This is a genomic window from Mucilaginibacter conchicola, assembly GCF_003432115.1.
GTDB classification, from domain to species: Bacteria; Bacteroidota; Bacteroidia; order Sphingobacteriales; family Sphingobacteriaceae; genus Mucilaginibacter; species Mucilaginibacter conchicola.
Genome location: NZ_QWDC01000002.1, coordinates 867,689 through 888,619, shown reverse-complemented (window position 1 = coordinate 888,619; position 20,931 = coordinate 867,689). Strand labels below are relative to the sequence as shown.

The following is a 20,931-nucleotide window of genomic DNA, read 5'->3' as shown; positions in this document are numbered from 1 at the left end:
TTTGTTACAGACGGTACAACAAATGCTTTTAATTTACTGTTTAAATATCAAACATCACCCACATGGAAATTAAACGCATAGGCACCCAACCCTCAGGCAAAGGCCCATCAGAATATTTTACAGGTACCGTACGTATAGACCCGCTGAACAGCCCGCCCGAACCGTCAAATGTGGCTATGGCGCTGGTTACTTTTGAGCCGGGTGCACGTACCGCATGGCACACTCATCCACTTGGGCAAACGCTTATTGTAACCACAGGCTGTGGTTGGGTACAACCTGAGGGGGGAGATATAGAAGAGATCCATCCCGGCGATGTAGTTTGGTTCCCGCCCGGCGAAAAACACTGGCATGGTGCTACGGCTACCACAGCCATGAGCCACATTGCCATACAGGAAAAACAGAATGGTTCGCCGGTGGATTGGATGGAGCAGGTAAGTGATGAGCAGTACCAGGGAAACAGTTAAACGCATTATCCGGTAGGGGAATGCCGAAGTGACTAAACATCCATCAAACGAGCCTTTTGGGTGATCTTTTTCCAAATGGTGTATCCGCCGTAAGCAAATATCAGCCCGATGAATATATATACACCGAAGTGGATGTTACGGCCAAAAATGATGAAGTACACGTAAGGGATACTGAAGCACAAGGCAGCAAAAAGTATCAGCATGGTAAAAGGCTTCTTAGCCCTCATATTGCGTATCATTAAGGCCAGCATAATAACAAACGATACCTTGCTTATCACATAAAGTACGCCCAATACCAGCACATCAACCCCATGCTCTTCGCTAAGGTTATCAAGTGTTTCCTGCAATTGGGTAAGCAACTCGTCCATTATATATGCAAGGTAGGTATTTATATATTAAAACCCTGCAAAACAAAGACGGAACATCAACGTGTGGCTTCGTTGTTAAAGCTTAAAAGCCTTGTAATAATCAACCGTGGCGGTGGTTGCCGGGTCAATGTAAATGCCTAACTGGTCAAACTTTACATTGCCGGCTTTGCGCGAGAATACTTCGGTTCCGTTTATGTAATAATGATAAGTGCCGCCCCTCAGTTCGATACGCAGCGTGTTGAAATCGTTTATTTTAACGGCAGGGCTGTTATCGCTATGATATACCGTACCAAAATTATTCTCGTCGTAATGAAATATTTCAAATGTGCCGTTGTTATAAAAGCCAAAAACATCCATTGTATTGTTTCCGGGTAGATAATTATGGCTTATGCCGCCAAATGTGGAGTAATCGGCATTGCCACCGGTAAGCTTTAACTTGGCTTCTACACCAATGTTATCTGTATTTGAGCCGAATATTGGGTCGGTGTAACTGAAGTAATAAGAGTCCTGGTCTTTGTTTTGTACAATATAATATCCGTTTGCTACCGTACGTTTCGAGTAATCGTTTTCGCCGGTTCCCCAGGCCGGGTCAACTTTATCAAATTGGCTGTTGAGCAATAGTTTAGCGCTTTCCGGATCGATTTTATCCTTTTTACAGGATGTAAAAGCGCAGGCAATAACCAATGCCAATAAAGTTAAGGGTCTAAATAATTTCATACATAGGTTTTATTGAAGTACGTTGATCAAAGGCTTAATGCAACAACAGCTTATAAATTACAGACAAGTAAATTTTCACAATGTTTTGCTGATCGTAGCTGTTAATCAGCTTATTAAAGTTATTAGGTTTAACCTGCACTGCGTTTAGATATAGCAGGCGGCTTTTGAACCACTAATATTTTTTATAAACATTATACAACACATCCAGATCAAACTGGGTAAGCCTGGTCGATTCTTCGCGCTGTACAAAATGGCGTTTAAAGGCGCCGATGGCTGCCGGTAGGTTACTGATATCATACCCAATAAGGCGCAGTGCCGTAGCGCTATCGAAGTTTGCAGGGGCCGGTATTATGATCATGTCTGAATAAAACCCGAACCCTTTTTGTGCTAATTGTTCCCAAGGGAAGCGGATGCCGGGATCTGGCTTGCGGCCAGGTGCAATATCGCCGTGGCCAATAAAGTTGGCGGTTGGGATGTTATAGTCTTTTTTCAATTTGGCTAACAGCAGCAAGAGGCTATTGATCTGCGGTTGAGAAAATGGCTCATTGCCTTTGTTATCCAGCTCAATGCCGATAGAGCTGCTGTTCATATCCGTAACGCTGCCCCATTTACTTACGCCTGCATGCCAGGCCCGCATATAATCGTTAAGCATGTGTATGATCTTGCCATCCTTACCTATTACGTAATGCGCACTTACCTGCGGTTTTACCGTGGTAAAAGTGCGCAGGGTTTGCGGTACCGAATCCTGGGCGGTATAATGGATAATAACGTAGTTGGGCTTGCGCAGATTGAAATTTACCGTACCAATAAATTCTGATGGGATAGCCTTACCTGTGCTATCAACCAGTATGGCCGGGTTAGTGGCCAGCATCATTTGGCTCAAAGTATCTGCATGCCCGGTATAAACCTGGTTGGTGGCATCGTAAGCGCTGTTTGTTTTAGCGATCTTCTTTTTGCTTGAGCAAGCAGCAAATACAGTGGCTATGATTAGTAGTAGCAGGTATTGTTTTTTCATACGATGCTAAGCTAAGCAATTTCTATGCCCTTAAGTTGGGGCTAAATATTCTTGCCGTCTACTATCTTAAAGAAATCCTCACGATAGGTATCGCCTACGGGGATGACTTTATCACTTATAAAAATGCGGCTGCGCTCAATGCTGTCTATCTTATTGATAGATACGATGTACGATTTATGTACGCGGATAAAGTGCTTCTCGGGCAACGCATCTTCCATCTTCTTCATGTTCTGCAGCGTGATAATGCGCTCTGATGGGGTAAAAATGGAGATATAGTCTTTCAACCCCTCGATAAAAAGAATATCATGTAGGTACACTTTCTGGATCTTATGCTCGGTTTTCACAAAGATAAAATCGCTCATAAAATCGTCCTGGTGTATCGGCTCGGTGGCAGCGGCAGGTTTGGCGGCAGGCTGAATAATCCCTTGCACCTTTTGTGCCGATTTATAGAACCTGTCGAACGCTATCGGCTTTAGTAGATAATCAACCACATCCAATTCATACCCTTCTAAAGCATATTGCGGATAAGCCGTGGTAAGGATAACTTTTGCTTTACCGTTGGCTATTTTAAGGAACTGGATACCGGTAAGCTCGGGCATTTGTACATCCAGAAAAACCAAGTCAATACCGCCATCCTGCACCATGGTAAGCGCTTCAATAGGGTTGGTTGTGGCCTTTACCAGTTGCAGGAAAGGAATTTTGGATATATAATCTTCCAGTATGTTCAGGGCCAAAGGCTCATCATCAACTACAAGGCATCTGATCATGGCTATAAAACTAAGGATAATTGACAAGTATAGGTATCAGCTTCATCACGAATCTCTAAATTATGTTTACCGGGGTAAAGCAGGGCAAGGCGCCGGCGTACGTTAGGCAGGCCTATGCCCCCTATAGCATCGCGGTTATGGCTGTGTTTTTTATTCTGGATAAAGAAGTATAAGCGGCCTTCCTCAACATTAATTCGCATGTTTATAGGATGCTGGGCATCATTCGCAATACCATGTTTAAAAGCATTTTCAATAAATGATATCAGCATCAGCGGCACTATCTGCTGGGTGGTTACCTCGCCCAAAACCTCAAAATTGATGAATGCTTTATTTCCGAAACGGATTTTCTGCAGGTCGATATAGTTCTGCAGGTATTGTAGCTCTTTGCTCAGATCTACCTGGTTATCGTTACACTCATACAGCATGTAGCGCATAATTTCTGATAGTTTGAGGATAGCCTCGGGCGTGGTATCAGATTTCTGGTAGGCGAGCGAGTAAATACTGTTCAACGAGTTGAACAGGAAATGCGGGTTGATCTGCGATTTCAAAAAAGAAAGCTCTGCAGATAGTCGCTGATTTTCCAGGTCGCGCTGTACGCGTTCGTTCAGGAACCAGTCTATGGTAAACTTCAGTACTGTACTCAGGAACAGGAAGATAAGGGTGATAAAGAAACTATTCAGGAAATATTTCCAAAACCCTACCGATTCGCCTTTTCTATGATCGAGGATAATATCTCTGAAGATTAAACCAAAGCCGTACTTAACCAGTCCATAGGTTATAAGTGTTGCGATGATTGATAATGCAAACAGCTTGTATCGCTTCCGGTTGAGGAAGTTGGGGATAAGCACCAGGTAATTAACATAAAATACGCTGATGTTGATAATGCCATACAAGCCAAATATCACAGCGATGGGTTTGGGTGTCATCTTGCCGCTATAGCGCGCAATTGATGCGAAGAATGCGATAACGCAGATCCACGATACGATGTGCCAAAATATTTGCCAGCTTCTTTTCACCGCATCTAAAGTAATATTTTGCGGTAATTAATAAGCTGCTATTATATATAGGTTGTTATTTTGCCGATGAACAGGCTCAAAAATCCGATGAACGGGTTGGTAGCTTATTATGCCCGTTCATCTACGATTGCTGCCTGTTGGTCTAAATGATTTTAGCAGGAAATTAATCTTTTATTCCTTTGTTGTGTAAATCAATCACAACAACACCATGAAAAAGTTAGTTTCAAACTCAAATCCATTCATCGTTTTATTGGCACCTGTAGTGTTTGCCATTATAATGGGCGTAAGCTACCAGTTTGAACAAAAAAACCTATCTGTATCTAACAACAATGCAGTAAAGGCCACCTCGTTATTTGTTAAAGGGTTAGGCGTTGTTAAAACTGTTGCATCTGTTGCGGTAGAGAAATTATGGTAATCCGCACACAGGGTTTATCATTTAGCTTTGGCAACCAGCAAGTGGTTAATTCAATATCGCTTGAGGTTCCTGAAGGAAGCATTTACGGGTTTCTGGGCCCAAACGGTGCCGGGAAAACTACTACTATAAAAATGCTGCTTAACCTGCTGCAAGCGGGCGAGGGCAGCATTCATATTTTTGATAAGGAGCTAAAAAGCAACCGTATCGAGATCCTCAAACAAATAGGCTCATTAGTTGAGCAACCTGCCATATACCAACACCTTACCGGCAAAGAAAACTTGATGAACCGCGCCATGCTTTTGCAGGTGAGCGAGCAAAGGGTTAATGATATGCTTAGCCTGGTACAGCTTACCTCAGCAGCCAACAAAAAAGCGGGCCAGTATTCGTTGGGTATGAAACAACGCCTGGGTATTGCCCACGCCCTCTTGAACGACCCTAAACTCCTGATATTAGACGAACCCACCAATGGCCTCGATCCAAACGGTATCATCGAGATCCGCGAGTTGATGATGCGCATTGTTAAAGAAGGTAAAACGGTATTCGTATCAAGCCACCTGCTTTCTGAAGTTGAAAAAATGGCCACCCACGTAGGCATCATCAACCACGGTAAAATGATGTTCCAGGGTACCATTCAGGATCTGCAAAACATTAATCAGCCACATATTTTCATCGAAACAGATAACAGCGCCGATGCGGCCAACCTGCTTAAGCGCAACCATATTGATATTACTGAGGTAGAGAACGATTACCTGTTGGTCCCGTTCACATCAAAACAACAAATAGGCGACATTAATAACCTGCTGGTGCAAAACGGCATAACTGTTTTCGGCATCAACAAAAAACATAAAGACCTGGAGCGATTATTCCTGGATATCACCCAAAGCAACTAAGCATTTATGAAAGGATTTCTACTATCATTCAGGTCTGAGTTTTACAAGAGCCGCAAAACCCTTGGCTTTTGGGGCTCTATTATCCTGCCACTGGTAATTACCCTGCTGGCATTGACTGCCTTTTTTGTTAAGAGTGGTGATTTTGCCAATAAGCCTGGCATACTGCTTTGGATCCAGTTCAGCATGATAAGCCTGGGCAGTATGGGCACGTTGCTGTTACCTATCTACACCATTTTTGTAGCCTACTCGGTTAATAATGTTGAACATAAGGCAGATACCTGGAAAACCATATTCAGCCTGCCCATATCACGCTGGAGCGTTTACGGGGCCAAATACGCTTATGCGTTTTTCCTTCTGTTTATTTGTATGGCTTTGTTCACGCTGTTAAACATTGGCTTTGGTAATTTATTAAGCGTAATAAAGCCCGAACTAAAGTTCAATGAATACCACATGGAGAAAGAGCTGGCCCAGGTATTTTTTAAGCTGCTTTTATCTGCCCTGGGCATCCTGTCTATACAATTTTTGCTAAGCCTGCTTTGGTCTGATTTTTTGAAACCTATGGGCTTTGGGTTTGTAGCAACTATTGTTGGTGTAACATTGGCTTCACAAAAAGATCCATGGAAGTATACTTACCTGCTCCCTTATTCGCACCCTATGGCGGCTATTAAAAGCATGGTTAAAAACCAACACGGCCCGGCGGATAGGTTTGAGATAGCCGTGTTTACGCAAGAGGTTTACGTAAGCCTTATTGTGGCTGTTATTGTTTTCTTTGCAGGCTATTTCATTGTACAAAAGCGAAGCGTTAAATAATGTTAAAGTTGCTTTATAGGCAAACAGAATACATATCTTTAATTAATGTTTAAAGCCAACATGGTATTAGCTGAGATGACAAGCAACAGCTGGATGATATTTATCCTGGCGCTGGGCATTGCCTATTTCGGCTTTGTTCTTTTTTGTTTGATGGATGTGCTGAAAGCTACATTTAAAGACCCCATCCAGAAGTTTGTTTGGATAGCCGTAATAGTTTGCTTTCCGTTTTTAGGCTCTATTATTTATTTATACATGGGCCGTAAAAACAAAATAAACTGAATCACTACAACCTAATCACTATATGAAAACCGGCGCGATGCTGGTTTTTTTGCTTTAAGGCTTAGTCTATTCTGTCATTTCGAGCGAGCAGATGGGTGGGGCTGCGCGTTAGAGTGAGGAGAAATCTTGTTACTCCTTGCTTGTTCATTTGACCTACACAATAACAAGATTTCTCCTCGCTGTCGCTCGTCCGAAATGACAATCGTTTATCGTAACTAAAATCCCTTTTTCCTCGTTACACCCGCTTTGCGCGAACGTGGCTTAACCGGTTCCGGTACTTCATCTACTTCATAGCGACGGGCCATTTTGGATATGCGCTCTTCCATGGTTTCGGTAGTAAGGCGTTCGCGGCCCAGGCTGTCAACCATTATAGGGAAAGCAAAAGGTGTAGGGCGTTCAATTTCTTTAAGGATGATATTTTGCGTTTGGATCCGCTGCAAGGCCGCGCGTAACCTGAACTCCTCTAACTGAAATGCCAATGCCTCGTTATTGGCTTGCCTTATCAGCAAGTTATCCGGCTCGTACTCGTTAAACACCTCAAACAATAATGATGTAGATGCCTGCAGGTGCTTGTTCTTGATCTGCTGACCGGGGTAGCCGGTAAACACCAGACCGCCGATGTGCGCAATATCCCTGAATTTACGACGAGCCATTTCATTAGCGTTCAAGCTGTGCTGAATATCTTCTATCAGGTTTTCTATAGAGAAAAATGCAGCATCTTCCAGTGCTTCTTCAATAGGGATATCTTCGTCGGTAAGCAGCTCAAAGCCATAATCGTTCATTGCGATGGAGAAACTGGCCGGCTTTATTTTGGAGATACGATAGGCTAATAACGATGCCATTCCCTCGTGCACCAAACGCCCCTCGAAAGGATAAAATAACAGGTGATGCCCTTCTCTCGATTTAAAAGATTCTATCAAAAACTCGTGGCTTTGCGGCAGGTGTGATAGCTTGCTCTGCAGATCAAATAAGGGTTTCAAAGCTTTTACTTCAACGTCACTTTCCTGCCCGTGGGCTACTTCATCCAGCTTATCACGAAATACTGCAGATAGTTGCGACGACAACGGCATCCGCCCCCCTGCCCAGCTCGGTATCAGTCCTTTGGTTGCTTTTGATTTTTTAACGTAGGCCGTCATATCTTTTACCTTGATAAATTCCAGGCTGCGGCCTGCAAACCAAAAGGTATTGCCCGGTTTTAGTTTGGAAATAAAACCCTCTTCTAAAGTACCTAAGCTACCACCGCTTAACCATTTCACGCGGATACTCAGCTCGCTGGTAATGGTGCCGATGCTGAGTCGGTGGCGCATGGCTACGCGCCTGCTGTTCACTTTATATAATCCGTTCTCCAGTTCCACTTTCAGGAACTCATCGTAGGAGGCCAGCGTTTTGCCGCCGTTAACAATAAAATCCAAAAGCTGGCCAAACTCCTCGCGGCGCAGGTCGGCAAAAGCGAAGGTGGTTTTTACCTCGTTATATAATTCATCAGCATAAAATCCGTCTGATACGGCCAACGTAACCATATACTGGATCAATACATCGTAAGTAAGCAACATCGGGTCGCGGCTTTCAAATACGCCCTTTTTGATGGCGCTTTTCAGCGCAGCGCCTTCCAGTAATTCTAACGAGTGGGTAGGTACATAATAAGCTTTTGATATGGCGCCCGGGTGGTGACCGCTCCTGCCTGCGCGCTGCATAAAACGCGCAACACCTTTGGGGCTGCCTACCTGTACAACGGTATCCACTGGGCGGAAATCTACACCCAGATCCAAACTTGATGTACATACCACAACTTTCAGGGCCTCGGCATGCAGCGCTTGCTCTACCCAGTTGCGCAGTTCGTTATCCAACGAGCCATGATGCATGGCCATAATGCCGGCATACTCGGGGTAGTTATCAATAATAGCATGGTACCATATCTCGCTCTGCGAACGTGTGTTGGTAAAAATTAGCGTGGTTTTGCTTTTGGCTACAATCTCCATCACCTGGGGCAGCAGCTTTACGCCGATATGCCCCGCCCACGAATAATTCTCGATATTCTCGGGGATAACAGATTCTATCACGATCTTCTTATCCACGTTTGCCCGCACCATCCTGATCTGTTCGGGGTCAAAATCAACTCCCAACAAAACCTCGGCAGCTTGTTCAAGGTTACCTATGGTTGCCGATATACCCCATATTTTGAGTCTTGAGTCTGAAGTTCTAAGCCTTAAGTCATCTTGTTTTGAAACTTCAGACTTCGGACTTAAGACTTCGGACTTAAGACTTAGCGCTTTCAACTTACTCAATCCAAGTTCAACTTGCACTCCTCTTTTTGTTCCCAGTAGTTCGTGCCATTCATCGCACACCATTACTTCGAGGCTTTTGAAAACTTTGGGGTATTCTTTTTGGGCAAGCATCAGGTGCAGGCTCTCGGGCGTAGTGAGCAGTACTTCGGGCAGTTTGCGTTTTAACGCTGCTTTCTCGGCGGCCGATGTATCGCCCGTTCGGGTCATGATACGCCAGGGCAAACCAAGCTCGTCACAAGCTTCCTGCATGGCTTTACGGATATCATTGGTAAGTGCCCGTAATGGCGTTATCCAAAGCATCAGCAGGCCATTGTCTTTGCGGGTTTGGTAGTCGTTGGGATGGCGGTTAATAAAATCAGCCAGGAAAGGCAGAAACAAGGCAAAGGTTTTTCCGCTGCCTGTAGGCGCGTTTAGCAAACCTGAGTATCCGTCAAGGTAAACCTGCTCCATCTCTTTCTGAAACGGAAATTGGTGCCAATGCTTTTGCTTGTACCATTGTTGTATTACCTGTTGCCCTTTGGTTACCATGTGTTTGTTACAACAAATTATCAGGTTATTAGTTATAATTACCAATCATCTAAATTAATTAAACCGAGTAATCATGAGAATGCGCCAGTATATTATTATCTCAATTTGTGCTATCGGCCTATTTGCCTGCAAACAAAAAAGCCAACCTACAGAGGCCGACAGTACATCAGCCGCTATTGCCAATGAAGAGGCTGATACTATTAAAAGCAGTGATACATCGGCTGTTGACTTGCCCGGCGACAAAGCTGTGCCCTTAGCGCAACTGATAGTGCCTGGAACAAGCCTTGGCCAAACCGCCATAAACGAGACCGGAGAGAACGTGCACAAAAAGTTAGGTAAACCCGATGCCGGCGATGCTGTCATGGGTAAAAGTGTATCTATATGGTATGCCGATCATAACAAAAAAGGCTATGCAACACATATCTATTTTGTTACCGACATGGGTAATGATCCTAACCCGCGTGCAAAGGTTATCCGCGTAAGCTCGCCAACATTTAAAGTAAATAACAAGCTTTACACCGGCGTACTACTTAAAACAGCTGAAGCTTTATACAAACTAAAAAAGATAGGCACATATAAGGTTGACGGCAGCGACCGCAACATTTACGATGATGAGAAGGCCGGCATTGCGTTTGATACCGATCGTAGCGGTACCATTACAGGCATTGCGGTACATGATACCGGCAAGAGCGCCATTACTGCTTACATGGCCTTTTTTGAAGGCGTAACACAGGTGCAATAAACAAGAAACCCCGCCTATAGCGGGGTTTCTTGTTTTGATTATTTCTTTTCCGGCAGCAGGATAACCCTTGCCAGGTTTGCTGTATTTAAATATTTAACAGCAGATTCTTTTGTGCTTTGTACCGTTACACCATCCAGGTTTTTAACGTGGGTAAGTATACGGTCGGGATTTTCATTGTTTTGGGCTGATGACGCCAGTAAGCCCAGCCAGGCAACATTTTGTTTGAGTTGCACTTGTGTAGAGCGAGCTTCTTCAGCCTTAAATTTATCAATATCGGCCTGTTGGGCACCGGTTTGTTTTATTTTGCTGATCTCATCAAGCGTAGCGGCTATCAGTTTATCAACATTGGCCGATGCACAGGTAAAGGCAACAGTAATAGAGTAGCGCCCCTCCGGGTTTTTGGCGTAAGTTGCCTTTACGCCCGGTGCATAACTGCCGCTTTCCTGCTCGCGCAGGCGCTCGGTCAGTTTAATGTTCAGTACCTCTTCAAGTGCATCCATCTGGATATTGTTCATGTCGTTATAAACATACGAACCACTAAATATCAGTTGAACATTTGCCTTATCGTCTATGCCTTTATTAACCGTTTTGGTATATGCCCCCGGCAACGGGTACATCTTCAGGTTCTTAAAAGTTTCTTTCTTGTTTGTTGATGGCAAAGAGCCCAGGTAAGCAGCAAGCATAGGCCTTATCAGATCGCTGTTGAACGATCCTACCAGTACAAACGTGAAGTTACCAGCATCGGCAAAGCGGTCTTTATAAAAACTATAAGCTTTATCAAGCGTAGCTGCATTAAGCCTTTCAATTGTTGATGGCATGCCACGGAAGTTTTTGCCGCTGATAACGGATGACAACGTATCCTGGTAAACACTACCCGGATCAAGGTTTCGGTTAGCTAAAAGGGCTTTTGTTTGGTTGATATTTCCCTGCCATATATCCTGGTCTTTACGCGGCTGGGTAATATAAAGGTTAACCAGCTGCATGGCGGTCTCCAGATCGCGCGGAGAGAAAGCCCCGCGGATACCTTGGGTAATTTCGCTAACGTATGGTGTTATGCTTACATTTTTATCAGCCAGCATTTTATCAAGCTGGCCCTGGTTAAACTCAGATATACCGCTGCTGCCGATGATAGAAGCGGAAAGGCTTGCTGCTGTATAGTCAGCATCGCTGGCTAATGACGTGCCGCCCGGTGCAAAACCATTTAGCAATATCTGGTCGTTTTTAAAGTCAGTTGGTTTCATGATCACCTTAACGCCGTTGGCGAATGTTAAAGTAGTGGTGCCCATGGTCGAGTCCTGCATTTCGGCAATAATTTTGCCCTGCTCCGGCGCCTTTTCCATCAACGGTTTGCTGGTAACATTGTCTACATAAGCAGCAATGCCATTACCGGCGGTACCTATCCAGTTAAGAATGGTTTTCTCATCGGGCAGTTTGTCTTTATCTTTTTCGGGGCCTTCAACAATTACTGTGCGGTTTTGGTCGCTTATGTATTTGCCGGCCATGGCATTCATCTGCTCCAAGGTTATCTTATTGATGTTTGAGATGTAGTAATTGTACTCAAACTCGATACCGGGGATAGCTTCGCCTTTTAAGAAATGTTGTTGATACTCGCGCACATAATTGGTTGAATTGGTTTTATCGCGCTCATAAAAAGCGTTTTGCATGCCCACCAAAGCCGCTTGCCTTGCGCGTTCAAATTCGGTTAGCGTAAAGCCAAACTTGCGGGCACGCTCAACCTCGGCCATCAGGGCTTTAACCGAAGTTTCAAAGGCATCGGGCTTGGCAATAACCACCGCCGAGAAGGCATCCATTTTGCCAATTAAAGAACCATAGCTGGCGCGTGCAAATAAAAATGGCGGATCGGGCCTTTGCTGCAACTCGCCCAGGCGCTGGCCCAGCATATAGTTGAACAGGTTAACACGCATACCTTGTAACAAACCGGCTTCGGTTTTGGTTACTGCTTGCGGGTGTTTCATCACTATTTGCGCCAGCGTGTAGGGGAACTCCTTATCTGTTGCTATCTTAACAACTGTGCCCGGAACCGGCGGCACCGAGTAAGCCGTGCGAGTCTTTTCGCCGGCAGGGTTTTGCAAGGCAGAGAAGTTTGCTTTTATCAAAGCTTCCACACGTTTTACGTCAAAATCGCCTACGGCGATTACAGCTTGCAGATCAGGGCGGTACCAGTCGTGGTAAAAGCTTTTTATAGTTTCTGCCGTGAATGATTTCAAGACATCTTCTTTACCGATAGGGATCCTGTTGGCATAGCGCGAATTATTTAACAAAGCAGGCAGCGTTTGTTGGCTTAACCTCTCCTGTGCATTTTTACCGCGAAGGCGTTGCTCTTCTAATACTACACCGAGCTCTTTGTCAATCTCGGCGGGATCAAAGGTTACATAGCCTGCCCAGTTGGCCAATATTTTAAAGCCGTTCTCAAAAACAGAGACGCTATCTGTTGGTAAAGGCAACTGGTAAACAGTTTCATCAAATGAGGTGTAGGCGTTAAGGTCGGCACCAAATTTTACCCCCGACTTTTGCAGGTAGTTAACCAGCGCATTCTTAGGGAAATCGCGGGTGCCGTTAAAGGCCATGTGCTCGGTAAAGTGAGCAAGGCCCTGCTGGTTATCATCCTCAAGTATTGAACCTGCTTTATTCACCAGGTAAAGATCAGCGCGGTTTTGTGGTTGCTCGTTATGGCGTATGTAATAGGTAAGGCCGTTTGGTAATTTGCCTATTAAAACATTTTTATCTACAGGGAGTGCGGCATCAGCAACCAGTTGAGATTTGGCCGATGCCGGTTTGTTTTTGGGTGATGGCTGTGGTGCACGCTTTTTTACTTGTGCATTTGCTGTACCTGCAGCAACTATCAGTGCCAGTGCGGCAACTGATAAGGTTCGGTTAAAGTTCATAGTTCTATTAAAAAAGGGAATATAATCAGCTAAAAATGCTAAACGAATATTTTAGTTACAAATTGTTTACTTACTGTCCTTAAATGCTTCTTCCATCATTTGCTGTAATTCAACCTGATGGCTTTGTACCATTTGTTGCCCAAGCGCAGCTCCTTTGGCTACCAGCACGGGCTGCTTAAGCAATAGTTTCTTGCCAAGCGGAGTGTTATAGAAAGTGATGAGCCCCTTTATTTCGGCAACTGTAAATTCTTTGGCGTAGGTTACTGCGAGTTGGTCTTTTAGTTGATCCCAGCTTACATACTTAGCTATAAAGGTGTTCATTACCTCAATAAATTTAGTGCGTTTATCTTCGGGGATGTTAGTGCTGGCCTGTTGTAACATAACACTCATATTCTGCTTAAAAAGCGAATCGGCATGTATAGTTCTAAGCAGATCTTCTGCTGTTTGTAAATGCGCGGGTGTAATGTTTGGGGTAGTTTGTGCCCTGGCAGCAACACAAAACAGCAGGGCAGCTATCAATAGTTTAATTTTCATTCAGCTTAAATAATTATCGTAAAAACGTGTTAAAATAAACAAAAAGGCCTTGCAAAAAGCAAGGCCTTAAATATTTAATTATATGTAACTATCAAATTACGATGCATTAACGTAGTTGTTGATCACTTTAATGGTTTCGGCTTTGTTCTTATCTGAGTTCCATTTTTCTTTTTCCGATCTCTCTGCCAGGTCAAACAGTTGCTCAAAAAGCAATTTGCCATCTTTCTTTCCGGCTAATTTGATAGAAGGATTTTTCTCGTAGATGGCGTCCCATGCCTTACGTGCATCGGCCCAGTAAGCTTGTTGGCCGGCCCACCATTTTTTGGCGTAGGCAAATTTAGCCTCATCAACTTTGGTAAACTCTTCGTAGCCTTTTTCTTGGGCAATGGTTTTGTCGCCATCTGCAGAACGTACTACTTTGTTATTATCCTGCTCAAACATCCAGCCTTGCGTGGTTAGGTAAATGCGGTTGCCACGGTTAAGTACATTATAATCGCTACGTTTGGTGAACTCGCGGCGCGGCAGGGGCGAATCTGTTTTGCTTTGCCACTCGTGGCGGCCATCAACATGCACCCAGGTACCAATACCTTCATAACGCGGGCTATCATCAACCTGGTAAACCTTCTGTACCCAGCGGCCTTTCACCTCGGCTGGTTTAAGGGTAACTTTCTTCCAGGTATTATCTTTATCATATTGCAAAATGGTTGGCTGCTCGTACACCCAATCCTCGCGCCAGTGCTTAATAACGGTGCTATCGCCAACAACCAGCAGGTGCTGTATGGCTATCTTTTTCGGTGAATCTTCTACAATGGTGGCCCACTCGTATCCCCATGAATGGTAACGAGGATGAAATTTGTATGCGGTATCGGCAGCAAAGGTTTCGGCATAATTGAAAGTAACTTTGTAATAACCGGCCAGGGCTTTAATGGCATTGCGGTCTTGCTCAAACTTTGATTGTGCCGATGCGCTTAAAACACAGGCGAAAAGTGACAGGCTGATAAGGATCTTTTTCATTGTCTATTTAGAATAAATCTAAACGAAATTAAGTACTTTACCTTATCTTTTACAATAGGCGGACAATAATTTTTCGAGTTATCTGTTTGAAATCAAGAAGTTAATTGAGTACTTTGTAACCATGATGAAAAGGACGGGCATATTATTGTTAGTGTTGCTGTACACGGTTACAGCATCCGGCTTTAGCCTTAACCTTCATTATTGCGGAAACCGTGTTGCTGATATCAAGCTGAACACTCCTGCTCAAAGCTGCATTAAACCGATGGCTAAGAGCAAGATGAAGTGCTGCAAAGATTCAAAAATTGACGTAAAAGTTAAGGACAGTCATGAGCAGCAGCAAGCAGCAGGGTTACCAAAAATGCCGCCTGCGGCAGATATGCCAAGGCTTTCTTTCACCGACTTTTTTCTGCCGGTACAACAGGCTATCATGGATAAACTGTTTAACCGCGGCCCGCCCGATAAGCCCCAGCCAACGGCAGATGTTCTGATTAAAAATTGTACGCTTAAAATTTGATGTGTGATGGTTCTGATAACCAAAAACAACCTGTCACAAACCAAAACATCAAATCAGTAACATTACAATTTTTAACAAATGAAAACTCTAAGAATATTCATCATAGCAATATTGGCAACCGTTTCTGTTGCTAAAGCACAAACTACAAAAGCCGAATTACAAGTAAGCGGACTTACCTGTTCACTTTGCGCAAAAACCACCGAAAAATCATTAAAAGCACTTCCTTTTGTAAGCGAGATAAAACCCGATCTGATTCGCAACGTGTATACCATCACCTTTAAAGATGGCATGCCCCTGGATTTTTCGCAGATCAGCAAAAAGGTAAAAGACTCGGGCTTTAGCGTTAGCTATTTTAAAACCACCCTTAATTTTGATGATATTAAGGTTGCCGATAACACTTTTACCTATGCCGGCAATACCTTTAAATTGCTTAATGCCGATAAACCACTGAGCGGACCTATTGCCTTAACTATTGTTGATAAAGGTTTTGCGCCAAACTCGGTTACCAAAAAACATTTGGGTAAAAACCCCGAGCAGCCATCGGCCACAAGCCCTGTTTACCACGTAGCTATTTAAGGCCCTTTTAAATTTTATTTTATGAGGACTATTTTAGTGGCGCTGTGCCTTACGGCACGGGTGTGCACTGCATTTGGCCAGGAACTGTATATTAATACCGAACCTGCCAGCAATATGGCCGCACGCTCGTTAGGCATACGTATAGAGAACCAGGGGTTTTTTAAACCCGATTTTAAGAACCGCACTACCCTTGAAGCTATGTTTGGTGCCAGCGGCAAACTGATGCTGCATGGCGCTGCTTATGTGTCTGATTTTTACCAGTCGCAGCAACGTTTTGAGGGTGCAAGCTTTTACGCCAAATATCGTTTCCTTTCGGTTGATGACGTGCAAAAGCATTTTCGTGCGGCTGTGTTTGGCAAAGTGGCGAGTAGCCGTAACCCATATATGATGCAGGAGCTTGCCCTTGAGGGCGATAACTCGGGCGTGCAGAGTGGACTTGTCTTCACGCAATTGCTGCACAAGTTTGCCCTCTCAGCATCCGGCAGTTACCTGCGCGGCTTGAACAGTGCTAATGATTACGGCCGCATTACCGGTGCAAAAGAAGCGCTGGCTTATACGCTATCTGCCGGTTACCTGCTATTCCCTAAAGCCTATAAAAGTTACGACCAGGTTAATGTTAACCTGTACGCCGAGCTATTGGGTAAAAGCAATCCCGGTTATGGCCAAAGCTATCTGGATGTGGCACCGGGCCTTCAGTTTATTTTTAACAGCGTTTGCCGGTTAGACTTCTCATACCGAGCACCGCTTTATAACAACATGCTCCGCAACAGTGCCAATATGTACCTGCTGCGTTTTGAGTATAACTTTTTTGAACTATGAAATACCTTCCTTTAATAATCATATTACTTGGCCCAGCTGCGTACGCGCAAACAGACCACATGCAGCACATAAAAAAAGACAGTGCTGCCAACAAGCAAACCATGCCCATGCACCACGACCATGCCAAAATGATGGCCGAAATGCAGCACGATACCACCAAACATGAGATGATGATGAGCAGCCAGTTCTCGCGCGACCTGCCCATGAACCGCGACGGATCCGGAACATCATGGGTGCCCGATGAAACGCCGATGTATATGTACATGGTGCACAGTAAAAACTGGATGCACATGTTCCACGGGAGTGTTTTTACGCGCTACAACAACCAGGATGTTTTTAACAAAGGCAGCAGAGGCGGCAGCAAGTTTGACGCACCCAATTGGTTCATGTATATGGCCCAGCACAAAGTGGGCAAGAACGGTTTGTTCTCGGTAAACACCATGTTTTCTTTTGATCCGTTTACAGTTGGGTTGGGCGGCTACCCGCTGTTGTACCAAACCGGCGAATCATACAAAGGGGCCAAACTGGTTGATAAACAACACCCGCATGATCTATTTGCTGAGTTAAGCGTTGCTTACACCCAGCGCGTGGCCAAAAATACCGATGTATATCTATCAGTTGGCATGCCCGGCGAACCCGCGCTTGGCCCGCCGGTGTTTATGCACCGGGCATCGGCCATGAATAATCCTGATGCACCGCTGAGTCACCACTACGCCGATGCCACGCACATTACCTTCGGTACGGCTACCTTAGGCTTTCGATACAAAAACGTAAAGCTGGAAGGTTCTGTATTTACAGGCCGCGAGCCGGATGAGTACCGCTATGATTTTGATAAACCTAAGTTTGATTCGTACTCGTTGCGTTTATCCTACAATCCGTCAAAAGAGTGGGCACTACAGGTATCAAACGGCTGGCTCAAAAGCCCCGAAGAGGCCGAGCCGCATGATAATGTGAACCGATTCACAGCATCGGCCATCCACACCAAAATGCTGGGCGATGATAGCTATGTGGCTACCACTTTGGTTTACGGGCAAAACCGCCACCATGGCCGTACGCAGCCATCCGTATTGTTAGAGAACAGCCTGCAGCTAAGCAAAACTGCTATTTATGGCCGCTACGAGTATGTACAAAAAGATGCCGGTGAACTGGATCTGGAAGATATGTTTGCCAACGATCCAAACTTCAATATCAACGCGGTAACACTTGGTGTTAATCGCATTTTGGCAACCGTGAAGCAAACCAACCTTACCATGGGCCTGCAAAGTACACTGAATGTATCGCCACAGGCATTAAAGCCCTTGTATGGCAGCAGCCCGGTAGCATTCCAGGTTTATTTGCGCATCAACCCGGCCCTCATGAAAATGGGCGGAAGCAAAAAATCTCACGATCACGACCACATGAACATGGATATGTAAAACAAAAGAGGCTGCTCCGGAAAGGGCAGCCTCTTTTGTTTATGCTTTAGGTATGTTATTTAAGCGTAATGCTGGTTTTACCCATTGTATAACCATCAGCATACAGTAATACGGTGTAAGTACCTTTCTGGAATGGCACAGGGTTTACCCAGTCAATAGTGTACATACTGCCGTCATCGCGGAAATCAATAGACGTTTTGTAAGTAAATTGAAGGTCTTGCCCATCGGCAGTAAATGTACCCGAATCTGTTTCGGTGATCAGGTTGCCGGTTGGGTCTATGATCCTTACAAACACATCATGTAAACCTTTTTCGGCAACCTCGTTGGCAGCCACGTTAAAGTTTATCTTGATCTTGGTAGCCTGTTTAGCTTTAGTAACATCGCTTTCTTTACCGCTGTTCTTTACCTTATAAGCAACAACTTCGGCTGTGGAAACTTTAATGGCCGATGCCACTTTAACCTTGGTATCCAGCTCCTGATTTTTCTGCTCAAGGTCGGTAGCTTTTTTACTAACGGTGGCCAGGTTGTTTTTAAGCGTATCGCGCTCGGTTGCCAGGCTGGTGTTTTGTTTTTTCAGTTCCTCAATATCGGCAGTGTATTTGGTAACAAAGTAGCGCAGCTGCTTAATATCTTCCTGTGCTTTGTTTAATTCAGACGCTGTTAATTTGCCTTTAGCTAATTCGCTGCGCAATACGCGGATCTTTAAACGTAACGAGTCATTTTTGGCTTGCATGGTAGCCGTCATCTTGGCTCTGCCGGCATTTACCTGCTCTATTTGTGCCTCAAGGCTATCCAGCTCTGTTTGTAAGCGTGTTTTCTCATCGTTTTGGTAAACTATCTTAACATCCGATTTATTTTTCTGCATATACAGATAAACATCGGTACCCAACAATGCCACCACCACAGCTATAAGGAAATAAATAACATTCGAATTCTTTTTGGGCGCTTGCCCCGGTTGGTCATCCTTAGATTGGTATTCCATAGTAAATGTTTAAAGGTTATATAGCTTTAACGGCACGTTAACCGTTTGTAGCTACTTTGCTCTAATTATTTTTTAATATCACAACAACTCAAACAACGCGGTGTTGCTTTAGTTGTTTGCTTTTTATAGATGTACAAAGGGCTAAAATAAGTACAATATGATAAAAACACAAAACCGCGGCTTTTATTATAACTAATACTAAAACAGCTTACCGCTGAGTTTATATCTTTGGGCTTCAATTAAAACCACGGCTTAATGCGTTTATATAAATATTTCTTTGCTGCTTTACTTTCTGTTCTTACATATACAACCGCTTGTGCACAAGGTCCTTTAGTTGGCGATACCGCCACTGATATTGAAATAGACACCACCAGGCAGCCCAAATATGAGATGCGTGCCGTATGGATAGCTACCGTGGTAAACCTTGACTGGCCTACCAATGCGCGAGCTACCGCCGAAGCGCAAAAAAAAGAATTAGCTGATGAAATGAGCGTACACCAGCAAAATGGCATTAACGCTATTATGTTCCAGGTGAGGCCCGCTGCCGATGCCTTATATGCCAAAAGCCGCGAACCATGGTCAAAATATCTTACTACAAAACAAGGCCAGGACCCCGGCTATGACCCGCTTGAGTTTGCCGTAGCCGAAGCGCACAAGCGCGGTATGGAACTGCATGCCTGGTTTAACCCTTACCGCGCCACTTTCGACAATAAATTCTGGACACTGGCGCAGGACCATGTTACCCGTACCCATCCCGACTGGTTCTTTATTTACGATGGCATTAAACTCTTTAACCCGGGCATACCCGAAGTGCGCGAATACATTGTACAGGTGATACTGGATGTGGTGAAGAACTACGATGTTGACGGCATACACATGGACGATTATTTTTACCCTTACCCCGTACGCGGGCAGGTAATAAATGATGCCGAGACATTTGCCAAATACGGTGCTGATTTTGATAACATCAAAGACTGGCGCCGCAACAATGTTGACCAGTTGATACACATGATGGCTGATAGCGTTCATAAATATAAGCCCCGTATGAAGTTTGGCATAAGTCCGTTTGGGATATGGGCCAACAAGAGCCAGCACCCTGATGGCTCGGCAACAAACGGCGGTTCATCATACATTGAAAACTTTGCCGATACCCGCAAATGGATGCAGGAAGGCTGGATAGATTACCTTAGCCCGCAGATCTACTGGCACATAGGTAACCGCGCCGCCGGCTTTGATGTGCTGTTAGACTGGTGGAGCAATAACACCTACAACCGACATTTATATGTTGGGCAGGCACCTTATCGCTTCTATGAGCAGCGCAGCCCGGCGTTTAAGAATCCATCTGAGATACCTAACCAGTTACGACTGATACGGGCCAACCCACGAGTGCAGGGCAGCATTTATTTCAGGTCGCAGTCGTTGATAGCTAATGCTAATCACCTGGCAGATACGCTGAGGAAAGACTTTTACCGTTACCCGGCCATGCCGCCGCCAATGATGTGGCTGGATTCGGTGCCGCCCAATCCGGTACAAAACCTTACCGCGCGTGCCGAGAATAGAGGTATTATGTTAAAATGGAACGCACCTGTTGTTGCAGAAGATGGCGAAGCGGCTTACGGCTACGTGGTTTACCGTTTCCAGGGCAGCGAAAAGTTTGACCTGGCCGATCCTAAGAACATCGTCCATGTACAGTACGATACTACACCGTATTACTTTGATACCAACATACAACGCGGGCAAACCTATTTTTATGTAGTAACAGCGATAGACCGGCTCAAGAACGAAAGCGACCGCTCGCCTACGATGGCAATGAAAGCACCGTGACCTGTACAGGGTGTTCACGTTCACGCCATGAACATTCGTGAACATACATGA

Annotated in this window: 21 protein-coding genes; 11 read left to right on the top strand and 10 right to left on the bottom strand. The window is 44.7% G+C overall.

Annotation, left to right across the window (positions count from 1 at the left end; genetic code table 11):
• The first annotated feature begins 62 nt into the window (after window positions 1-62).
• Window positions 63-464, top strand: a complete 402-nt coding sequence (locus D0C36_RS13680; protein ID WP_117392183.1) for a (R)-mandelonitrile lyase — start codon at window positions 63-65, stop codon at window positions 462-464.
• A gap of 32 nt (window positions 465-496) precedes the next feature.
• On the opposite strand, the gene D0C36_RS13675 is transcribed toward D0C36_RS13680, so the two are convergent.
• From D0C36_RS13675 to D0C36_RS13655, 5 genes are all read right to left on the bottom strand, one after another.
• A complete protein-coding gene (locus tag D0C36_RS13675; protein WP_117392182.1) occupies window positions 497-832 on the bottom strand; it encodes a hypothetical protein in 336 nt (111 codons plus the stop codon).
• A gap of 75 nt (window positions 833-907) precedes the next feature.
• Window positions 908-1,549: a hypothetical protein gene (locus D0C36_RS13670; protein ID WP_117392181.1), complete on the bottom strand. Its 642-nt coding sequence runs from the start codon at window positions 1,547-1,549 to the stop codon at window positions 908-910.
• Between the two features lie 172 nt (window positions 1,550-1,721).
• A complete protein-coding gene (locus D0C36_RS13665; protein WP_117392180.1) occupies window positions 1,722-2,564 on the bottom strand; it encodes an N-acetylmuramoyl-L-alanine amidase in 843 nt (280 codons plus the stop codon).
• A gap of 41 nt (window positions 2,565-2,605) precedes the next feature.
• On the bottom strand, window positions 2,606-3,331 hold the full coding sequence (locus D0C36_RS13660; protein ID WP_117392179.1) for a LytR/AlgR family response regulator transcription factor: 726 nt from the start codon (window positions 3,329-3,331) through the stop codon (window positions 2,606-2,608).
• A 2-nt stretch (window positions 3,332-3,333) separates the two neighbouring features.
• On the bottom strand, window positions 3,334-4,347 hold the full coding sequence (locus D0C36_RS13655) for a sensor histidine kinase (RefSeq protein ID WP_233524485.1): 1,014 nt from the start codon (window positions 4,345-4,347) through the stop codon (window positions 3,334-3,336).
• A 208-nt stretch (window positions 4,348-4,555) separates the two neighbouring features.
• Between D0C36_RS13655 and D0C36_RS13650 the strand changes: the two genes are divergently transcribed.
• From D0C36_RS13650 to D0C36_RS13635, 4 genes are read left to right on the top strand one after another with little or no spacing between them, the layout of a single operon-like run.
• Complete coding sequence (locus D0C36_RS13650) at window positions 4,556-4,762, top strand: hypothetical protein (protein ID WP_117392177.1); 207 nt, start codon at window positions 4,556-4,558, stop codon at window positions 4,760-4,762.
• Window positions 4,756-5,652, top strand: coding sequence for an ABC transporter ATP-binding protein (locus tag D0C36_RS13645; RefSeq protein ID WP_117392176.1), 897 nt, complete (start codon window positions 4,756-4,758; stop codon window positions 5,650-5,652). Before D0C36_RS13650 ends, D0C36_RS13645 begins: the two co-directional genes overlap by 7 nt.
• Before the next feature lie 6 nt (window positions 5,653-5,658).
• On the top strand, window positions 5,659-6,462 hold the full coding sequence (locus tag D0C36_RS13640) for an ABC transporter permease (RefSeq protein WP_117392175.1): 804 nt from the start codon (window positions 5,659-5,661) through the stop codon (window positions 6,460-6,462).
• A gap of 45 nt (window positions 6,463-6,507) precedes the next feature.
• A complete protein-coding gene (locus D0C36_RS13635; protein ID WP_117392174.1) occupies window positions 6,508-6,741 on the top strand; it encodes a PLDc N-terminal domain-containing protein in 234 nt (77 codons plus the stop codon).
• Between the two features lie 215 nt (window positions 6,742-6,956).
• On the opposite strand, the gene D0C36_RS13630 is transcribed toward D0C36_RS13635, so the two are convergent.
• Window positions 6,957-9,554: a ligase-associated DNA damage response DEXH box helicase gene (locus D0C36_RS13630; RefSeq protein WP_117392173.1), complete on the bottom strand. Its 2,598-nt coding sequence runs from the start codon at window positions 9,552-9,554 to the stop codon at window positions 6,957-6,959.
• 73 nt (window positions 9,555-9,627) lie between these two features.
• Here D0C36_RS13630 and D0C36_RS13625 point away from each other — a divergent pair, with 73 nt between their 5' ends.
• On the top strand, window positions 9,628-10,296 hold the full coding sequence (locus D0C36_RS13625; protein WP_147321993.1) for a hypothetical protein: 669 nt from the start codon (window positions 9,628-9,630) through the stop codon (window positions 10,294-10,296).
• A gap of 38 nt (window positions 10,297-10,334) precedes the next feature.
• On the opposite strand, the gene D0C36_RS13620 is transcribed toward D0C36_RS13625, so the two are convergent.
• From D0C36_RS13620 to D0C36_RS13610, 3 genes are all read right to left on the bottom strand, one after another.
• The gene (locus D0C36_RS13620) at window positions 10,335-13,202 is read right to left on the bottom strand and encodes a M16 family metallopeptidase (protein ID WP_117392171.1); all 2,868 of its coding nucleotides are present in this window, start codon (window positions 13,200-13,202) and stop codon (window positions 10,335-10,337) included.
• 66 nt (window positions 13,203-13,268) lie between these two features.
• The gene (locus D0C36_RS13615; RefSeq protein WP_117392170.1) at window positions 13,269-13,736 is read right to left on the bottom strand and encodes a DUF2059 domain-containing protein; all 468 of its coding nucleotides are present in this window, start codon (window positions 13,734-13,736) and stop codon (window positions 13,269-13,271) included.
• A gap of 96 nt (window positions 13,737-13,832) precedes the next feature.
• The gene (locus tag D0C36_RS13610; RefSeq protein ID WP_117392169.1) at window positions 13,833-14,750 is read right to left on the bottom strand and encodes a DUF6607 family protein; all 918 of its coding nucleotides are present in this window, start codon (window positions 14,748-14,750) and stop codon (window positions 13,833-13,835) included.
• Between the two features lie 121 nt (window positions 14,751-14,871).
• Between D0C36_RS13610 and D0C36_RS13605 the strand changes: the two genes are divergently transcribed.
• The 4 genes from D0C36_RS13605 (at window position 14,872) to D0C36_RS13590 (ending at window position 18,074) form a co-directional block, all read left to right on the top strand.
• Window positions 14,872-15,264 (top strand): HYC_CC_PP family protein, encoded by a 393-nt coding sequence (locus tag D0C36_RS13605; RefSeq protein WP_117392168.1) that lies wholly within the window; start codon window positions 14,872-14,874, stop codon window positions 15,262-15,264.
• A 78-nt stretch (window positions 15,265-15,342) separates the two neighbouring features.
• Window positions 15,343-15,840 (top strand): heavy-metal-associated domain-containing protein, encoded by a 498-nt coding sequence (locus D0C36_RS13600; RefSeq protein WP_117392167.1) that lies wholly within the window; start codon window positions 15,343-15,345, stop codon window positions 15,838-15,840.
• A gap of 21 nt (window positions 15,841-15,861) precedes the next feature.
• Window positions 15,862-16,659, top strand: coding sequence for a hypothetical protein (locus D0C36_RS13595; protein WP_117392166.1), 798 nt, complete (start codon window positions 15,862-15,864; stop codon window positions 16,657-16,659).
• Between the two features lie 59 nt (window positions 16,660-16,718).
• On the top strand, window positions 16,719-18,074 hold the full coding sequence (locus tag D0C36_RS13590; RefSeq protein ID WP_233524484.1) for a hypothetical protein: 1,356 nt from the start codon (window positions 16,719-16,721) through the stop codon (window positions 18,072-18,074).
• A gap of 55 nt (window positions 18,075-18,129) precedes the next feature.
• Here D0C36_RS13590 and D0C36_RS13585 read toward each other — a convergent pair whose 3' ends face one another.
• Entirely contained in the window at window positions 18,130-19,056 is a 927-nt protein-coding gene (locus tag D0C36_RS13585; protein WP_117392164.1) for a hypothetical protein, read from the bottom strand.
• Between the two features lie 255 nt (window positions 19,057-19,311).
• Between D0C36_RS13585 and D0C36_RS13580 the strand changes: the two genes are divergently transcribed.
• Window positions 19,312-20,880: a glycoside hydrolase family 10 protein gene (locus D0C36_RS13580; protein WP_117392163.1), complete on the top strand. Its 1,569-nt coding sequence runs from the start codon at window positions 19,312-19,314 to the stop codon at window positions 20,878-20,880.
• Window positions 20,881-20,931 lie beyond the last annotated feature (51 nt).